The following is a 6,672-nucleotide window of genomic DNA, read 5'->3' on the forward strand; positions in this document are numbered from 1 at the left end:
GCCGACCTCCAGCCGGTCGTCACCGCGCTGCGCGGCTGACCCCGCGTCACGCACTAACCACTCTGATCAAACTCGGGCGCACTGACTGGCGCTCGCGGCCGGTCGGTCATCTGAGGACGTCAGTCGGTGGCTTTCGGGTGCCCGGTGGAGGCGGCGACGACCCACACGATCCGTCGTTCGGGTTCGGGGCAGTACCAGATCCGGCCACCGGCGGTGACCTCGTACTGCCACTGTTCGAGGACGCGCCCGCCGATGGTGCGGGTGGCGAGTCCACCGCGGAGGCGGTGTTGGCGCGCAGGATTCTGCGCTTCGGTGGGGCGCTCGGTCAGCACGATCCAGGCTTCCCAGGTGTTCGGCCGGGCGACCCGGCACAGCTCCTCCCAGCCCTTGGCCGCCTCGGTGGTCGCGAAGCGGGCTTCCCACCCGTGCGGACGGGCTGGGGGCGCGACCCGGTCTCCGCGCTTGGCCGGCACGGATCAGGACCCTTCCGGTGCGGGGACCGGCCCGAAGTCGGTGTCGACTGGTTCTGTCAGCTCGGCGACCAGGGCAGGGTCGGCGTGGATCGCCGCGGTCGCTCGCCACTCCTGGACGACCTGGGCGAGCACCGACCAGCGTCCGAGCTCAGCTGATGCCGACACCGCCCTGATGAAGTCGGCGACGAACTCACGACGGTCGGGCTCGGGCAGGACGTCAACCCACGGGAACTCCTCGACGAGGACCTCCACTCCCTGTTCGCCCGGCAGATGAACCAGAGCGTTGCGCAGTGCCCGCGCGGCGCTCACCGCGCCGAGAGCGGCGACTTCGGCGCTGTCCTCCCGATGAAGGAGCAGGGTGGCACCGTCGCGGCGGCGCACTCGGACCTCACCCTGGTCGGCGAGTGCTGCGACGCTCTTGGGGTCTCGCTGTAGATCGCTCCACTGCACCTCAGTCGCCATGCAACTATTCTGAACGTATTCAGAATTTGGTGCAAGTCGTTCCGGGTTCATCCGCGTGGCTCCGGCTCACCCCCCTCGGGGTCAGTACAGGAACCGCGAGGCCGCTCCGTCACCCCACATCACGTTCATCCGGTCCGCGAGGCGCTGGTATGCCGCCTCGGTGGTGTCGTCGAGGACGACCGGTTCTGTGGTGCCGGCGCGGTCGAGGACGGTGATCAGCTGGCGGGTGTCGTCGCTGACGGCGAGGTCGAGCAGGCCGTGCAGACGGGCCAGCCGCTCGATGATGTCGCCAGGGGCGGGTGCGGGTCCGTAGGTGGGCGCGGCGGCCTCGGTGCCGGCGGCGATGGCTTCGGCGAGCTCGGTGTCGGGGCGGGTCGCCACGGTGTGGCCGAGCACCGCCGCGGCCGCGGCGAGAGCGTCGAGGTCGGCGACAGCGATGGCCACCGCGCGCAGCGGCATGTGCTCGTAGCGCCCGTCGGGCCCTACCAGCCGCGGCCCGACCTGCGCGCCTCGGTCGAGCATCTCCGACGGGGTCTGGGTGGGGACGAGGATGTCCTGGATCCGGCGCAGCGCGTCGAGCGCGCCCCGCCCGGCCAGCGGGGCGGGCAGGACGAACGGGCCGGGGCAGTCGGGCTCTTCCTCCCACGCGGCCAGGGTCAGCAGCAGCTCCTCGACCTGGCGCAGGACCTCGGTCAGTTCGTCGCCGAGATCGGGTACCAGCACGCGTCGTGCCACGACGTCGTCGGCCGCGTCGTCGTTGCTCACGGCCGCGGCAAGGAGGGCGTCTGCAGGACCGCAAGGACCGCCTCGGAGGCGATCTGTTCGGCGTTGGGCCCGAGGTCGATCCCGCGGCTGGAGAGGACATCGCGGAGCCGCGCCGCCGCCGTTTCGACGTCCCCGCTGGTGCTGCCGCTGTTGTCTGCGCTGATGTCGGGGCCGGCGGCGTCGTCTGGCCGGGGGGAGTCGCGGGTCTCGGTGATCGGGGTCCAGGGCGAGGTCCAGGTCGGGACCCCTCGGTCGAGGAACCCGGGCAGATCCGCGGAGTCCGGGCGACCCGCGAACACTGGTGGGTACCCGATGCGCCGTTCGTCGGGGCCGCCGCGGACCTGGGCGCTGAAGACCTGGACCCCGCAGGATCTGCAGCGGCCCAGCGTCAGGTGGCCGGTCCGGGCAGCGAGCGTGTCCGCACCATCGAGATCATCGGTGCCGCCGGGGCCGGGACGGGCTGCCAGGGGAGCGGTTCGTGGGAGCCGAGGTGGGCGACGACGTGGGCGCCCAGGTGGGTGCACGGGGCGGGTGCGGCAGTCATGGTGTCTCCGTGGAGGTCCAGCCGGCGGCAATCGCGCGGCGGGCGTGCTCCTGGGCGGTCATCCGTCGGGAGACCTGGTCCCACAGCTGGCCCAGGGTGCGGGGTTCGGCGCGGTCATCGAAGGCCACCGGGTCCAGGACCTGGGCGAGGCGGGCGACGAGCTCGCCGGTCGTGTCAGCGGTCATCTCGGGGTCCTTTCCACTCCGCGTGTGCGGCCGGATCGAGCGTTGCGGCCCGTTCTACCGGATGGGTACGACGGAGACGCGGACAGCGAGCGACTCGGCGGGCAAGCTGGAACTCATGGACCGCCAGCACGGCAGAGGGATGAGTGGGGCAGACCTACATCGAGTGAGGGAGATCCTCGACGGGCGCGAGATCCCCAATGCCGGCACAGACACGGTGGACGGCTGCAGCACCACCTTGACCTGGGTCCTCGCAGACCTGAGCGAGTACGTCGCGGTGAGCCAGTGCTGCGCGGCTGCGGGCAGCACGTCGTCGGGGCCGGTGTGTCGCCGGCGAGGTCTCCGACCAGTAGTGGGCCGTCGTCGCAGCGCAGGCAGGTCAAGTCGGAGTTACCACTGCGGCCAGCACTTCAGACCTAGATAGATATCAACGGAGTGAAGCTGCTGGTGGATTCTGGTTCCTCGACCGGCCGGCCATCGACCGATATCCATGCGTGCGCTCGAAATGGCTTAGTGCGTACTCCTGAGTTCCACGTCGGCCACACTCCCTGAAACCTGCAAATGATCACAGAGGCAATAGATCGTTGTACGCAGCCTTCACCGGCGCAGCGCAGGCTGATTGATGTAACAATATTTCTAGCCCGCGCTGCCCGCGCATAACAAGATCCTCGGGATCCGCGCTTCAGGAACTTTAGAACGCGTTCGAAACGGCTCGGCGATAGCTTCGAAAGAAGACCGGCTAGGGTAACTGCAATGACGCCAACGAACCATTCGCTCCTTCTGAGCTCGACCGGCTCAGGTAGCGGGATAGGGCTACTCACGCACACCTCTCTACGAGTTTGGCTGAGACAAGTTGGCCGACTAGGGAGCGGATATCGTCACGCACGATACTGCTTAGTTCTGAGTTTCCTGGACCGGCAATCTCATGGGCCACCTGTTCGGTGCTCTTCCCGGATGTTCTCTCCGCAAGTACTCGATTCGCCGTTGCGTTCAACTGCCAGTAAGTACCTGACCGACCGTCCAAGAGTACCCCGGTCCCATCCTCGAAACTGGTATGGTGCACGTTATTGCGTAAGCGGATATGAGTCATCGGCGATCTCCGAAGCAGGTACCGGCTCTGGCGTACAGCCATGCTTGAGTGGCTAGTGTTTCGTTAAGCATGGTGGGGTGCTCGTTCGGGTTCGGAGGGGCATTAATTGCATCCTCTAAACGGTTCGAGTCAATCAGGTCCAAGTCGTTGAGCATTGATGATCTAGCCATATCGAGCAGGTCATCTCGGGACGTGCGCATGCCGTCGTACACCTCCCTAGAGACGTCTGCCTTAGTTGATCGTCCCATGACTTCAGACGGGACGATATCTCTCATCGCTTCTCGAATAAGCGGCTTGAAAGAGTAGGGGTTGGCCTTATCCTCAGGGCGGACCGATAATGCGGCGTCAATGACGGTGTCATCGAAGAACGGAAACTCGGCCTGGATGCCCTCTAGTCCATAGGTCTGACCGGTTAAGCGAGTGACCCTACCTGCGTTGATGATGCTTTCGGCTGCATCATGTTGTCCGCGGCAGGGGTGGAATGGCGTGATACTCGCGTTATCCTCTATGTAGCTAGTGACTAATCTGAAACCTTCGCGTGTCAGCCAGGGAGGAGCTCGGAACGGGACACCCCAACTGCCAAGCATGTGTCGCGGCATCGGTTGGCTTAGCGATTGGAGTTGGCTGCGCTGCCAGTCCGGATACGTGTCGTTGTTTGCGAGAAAGCGGGCCAGGTCCGATCTCTTGCAGAGAGGGCGCCGGGCCCGAAGTGCCCTGGCGCGGTGATAGCCAAGTCGCGGACTACTTCTTATCAGGTCGTAGAGATGGGTTGGTGTCGGCTGTAGTACTTCGTCACCGCCAGCACCACCGACGTGAAAGATCCGCGAGTTATGGCGGAGCTCCGCCCCGATCGCAGCCGTCCGTGATCTGTTACGGAAGCCGGAGTCTGGCTCATCAAGCCCGACGCTCGCCGTCTTTGCACTAGAAAAAAGACCGGGAAGATCGCTACTGTGCTGCACTTTGTGCGTGATACCGGGGAGAAACTTCGCCGCCTGTACTGCGTGGCGGGCGTCGTCATTCTCCGCATCAGCGCCAGCTTGAGTGAGCATGAACGGTGCGCCACCAGAGCGAGCGAGAAGGAAGCACAATGGCGTTGAGTCTAGGCCGCCTGATAGGTCGGCACTCAGGGACCCGGTACCTAAGTTAACACGGGCCTCGACCGATGACTCCAGGGCGCGACGCACAAGATCTGCGCCCTCGGCAATGGACAGAGTACCGTCAGGGGCAGTCCAACGTCGTTTCGTCTCTACCCCTCCATCTTCGCGGACCAAGGCGAAGTCTTCAGGGGGGACGGCCCGAACAGATGACCAAGGAGAGCCGGTACGCAAGAATCGAGGGCTTGGAGGGTAGATGAGCCGTGCACAGAGCCATCCGACATCCGCTTGGCCAGTAGAGTGAGTTGCTGCGGCTACCAGGTCAGATCGGCTTCCAAACACCGGGGTTCGCGACTGGGTCGAGTAGAATACCCGCCGAAGGCCTGATACAGATCCTTGTACCCGCATCTCTCCGGGAAGACAGGCAATAAGGTGATACGAACCAGAAATGTAGTCGTGTAGCTTGGTAAGATCGTCAAGGGATCGCGATTGCTCGACGATCCTCTGTACGAGTGGGGACAGCTGAAACGTGCCGAGGAGGGCGATGGTCAGGTCGCCGCTAGTGAGTAGCTGAAGTTGGCCATTGCGCCAGCTGCCGAGTATCCAAGGGGCGCCGGACGGGTGGGTCACTGCGCAGGGTGCGTTGTCTAGTGGCGCTGCTCCGAAGGTGAGGGTGGGGCGCCGGCTGTCCGGTACAGCGACGAACCACGCCTCACCTTCAGGAGGCCCGCCATGCGTTGAGTTAGGCATGAGTCCTCGGCTGGAGCCTTGCTGTACTTACGGGCCGGTCCAGGTCAGCGGCTGAGGCTCCCAGGTCGTCCCGTTGATCCCACGTGTGTGCTCCTGGAAGCTGCCGATCTCTGTGAGGATCGGTCGCTCGTAGCGAACTCCCTCGGTGTCGTGGCCGTCGGTCGGCTGGTCTCCGTACATACGGGGCCCTTTCGATCGTCGCTTTGACTGATCAACAATTGTCGATCAGTATGGACCGTAGCACCCGGTCTGCGACGGCATCAACATCTCTTTTGTTGCGCACGCAATATCTCTCGTGCTTCGCCGTGTGAGCTATCGGCGGAACACGATCGAACGGAGTAGCACGAAATTGAGTATTGTGCTTACGCCCTGTGACGTCGTCCACGCGATAGCGTACTGCAAAAGGGTGCTGTCAACGACCGATTGTTGAGGGAGAGCGATGAGGAGGAGTTCGTTCAGCCCAACGTTGACACCGAGGGTGGCCAGGTAGACAGCGACGAAGAGCATGATCGTTCGAAGGCTGTGTCTCTGACTTGACTCTGAAGATCGAAATGTGTATCGGCGGTTAATGAAGTAGGACGCGGTTGTGCCAAGCGCGAACCCAGCGGCCTTGCCTGCGGCCGACGGCGCGCCTCCAATGAGAAGTAGCGAATAGGTAGACGCGTCTACTACGGCACAGATGCACCCGATGAGGACGAACTGGACCACCTGTCCGCGGAGAACAGGCCGTGGCTCGGCTGGGTCCCCGGCGGTCGTGGTGACCGCTCTGCCCATCGCACTGTGGTTCTTCATCCGAGCTGACGCTACTGGGGGTGTGTCAAGTTGTAGGAGCGGGGCTGCTCCGGGGCTCCGACATCGTGGCCGATGCCGTGAGCGCAGTCCCCGGGCCGGACAGCCTGTATACCTCGAACAGCTCGCCAGCCTGAGAACCTTCCACGACGGCGGCCGCGGCGAACAGGGATGAAGATCGGCCGTTTCCCGATGATTGATGCCGCTACCCCAGGCGTCCGGGGCCGTGGGGCTGCCAAGCCGGGTGGCAGCGACTGGTGCTGGGCGCGGCTACCGGGCCTGGACTATGGCCGTGTGCAGTTCCAGGTCCTCCCCATCGAAGTCGCGGACCAGCGACAGGCGGAACTCGGTGCCGATCGGATGGCCCAGCTCGGCCGCGTTGATCCGGATCGCCTCCAGCGGGGTCTTCCCGTCACTGGGGATCCGCGCGACGGGGACCCAGTAGCGCTCGGCGTTGCGGACGGCGATCTCGATCTCGTCGCGTACGGCGTTCTCGGCTTCACAGGACGCGGTGTCGTGCTTG

At 64.6% G+C, this 6,672-nt stretch carries 11 protein-coding genes; all 11 read right to left on the reverse strand.

The window, feature by feature from the left end; all coding sequences use genetic code 11:
* Positions 1-119: 119 nt before the first annotated feature.
* A complete protein-coding gene (locus tag FVA95_RS26950) occupies positions 120-473 on the reverse strand; it encodes a hypothetical protein (protein WP_149666625.1) in 354 nt (117 codons plus the stop codon).
* A 3-nt stretch (positions 474-476) separates the two neighbouring features.
* Positions 477-935 carry a DUF6247 family protein gene (locus FVA95_RS26955; RefSeq protein WP_149666626.1) on the reverse strand — a complete coding sequence of 153 codons (459 nt, stop codon included), beginning with the start codon at positions 933-935 and terminating at the stop codon, positions 477-479.
* 81 nt (positions 936-1,016) lie between these two features.
* A complete protein-coding gene (locus tag FVA95_RS26960) occupies positions 1,017-1,700 on the reverse strand; it encodes a LuxR family transcriptional regulator (protein WP_149666627.1) in 684 nt (227 codons plus the stop codon).
* 388 nt (positions 1,701-2,088) lie between these two features.
* Positions 2,089-2,244, reverse strand: coding sequence for a hypothetical protein (locus tag FVA95_RS31100; RefSeq protein ID WP_161992484.1), 156 nt, complete (start codon positions 2,242-2,244; stop codon positions 2,089-2,091).
* The gene (locus FVA95_RS26965) at positions 2,241-2,429 is read right to left on the reverse strand and encodes a hypothetical protein (RefSeq protein ID WP_149666628.1); all 189 of its coding nucleotides are present in this window, start codon (positions 2,427-2,429) and stop codon (positions 2,241-2,243) included. The genes FVA95_RS31100 and FVA95_RS26965 overlap by 4 nt, the downstream gene beginning before the upstream one ends.
* Positions 2,430-2,842: 413 nt before the next feature.
* The gene (locus FVA95_RS34080) at positions 2,843-3,253 is read right to left on the reverse strand and encodes a lasso peptide biosynthesis B2 protein (protein ID WP_368667369.1); all 411 of its coding nucleotides are present in this window, start codon (positions 3,251-3,253) and stop codon (positions 2,843-2,845) included.
* Positions 3,244-3,558, reverse strand: coding sequence for a PqqD family peptide modification chaperone (locus FVA95_RS34085; RefSeq protein WP_368667370.1), 315 nt, complete (start codon positions 3,556-3,558; stop codon positions 3,244-3,246). The genes FVA95_RS34080 and FVA95_RS34085 overlap by 10 nt, the downstream gene beginning before the upstream one ends.
* The gene (locus FVA95_RS34090) at positions 3,513-5,360 is read right to left on the reverse strand and encodes an asparagine synthase-related protein (RefSeq protein ID WP_149666629.1); all 1,848 of its coding nucleotides are present in this window, start codon (positions 5,358-5,360) and stop codon (positions 3,513-3,515) included. The genes FVA95_RS34085 and FVA95_RS34090 overlap by 46 nt, the downstream gene beginning before the upstream one ends.
* A gap of 27 nt (positions 5,361-5,387) precedes the next feature.
* Positions 5,388-5,540: a lasso RiPP family leader peptide-containing protein gene (locus tag FVA95_RS34095; protein ID WP_149666630.1), complete on the reverse strand. Its 153-nt coding sequence runs from the start codon at positions 5,538-5,540 to the stop codon at positions 5,388-5,390.
* Between the two features lie 132 nt (positions 5,541-5,672).
* Positions 5,673-6,152 carry a GtrA family protein gene (locus tag FVA95_RS34100; protein WP_149666631.1) on the reverse strand — a complete coding sequence of 160 codons (480 nt, stop codon included), beginning with the start codon at positions 6,150-6,152 and terminating at the stop codon, positions 5,673-5,675.
* 267 nt (positions 6,153-6,419) lie between these two features.
* Positions 6,420-6,672: hypothetical protein (locus FVA95_RS31110; protein ID WP_161992486.1), on the reverse strand; the 253-nt coding region annotated here is incomplete at its 5' end.

The sequence above is a fragment of the Pseudonocardia sp. EV170527-09 genome, assembly GCF_008369905.1.
Taxonomy (GTDB): Bacteria; Actinomycetota; Actinomycetes; order Mycobacteriales; family Pseudonocardiaceae; genus Pseudonocardia.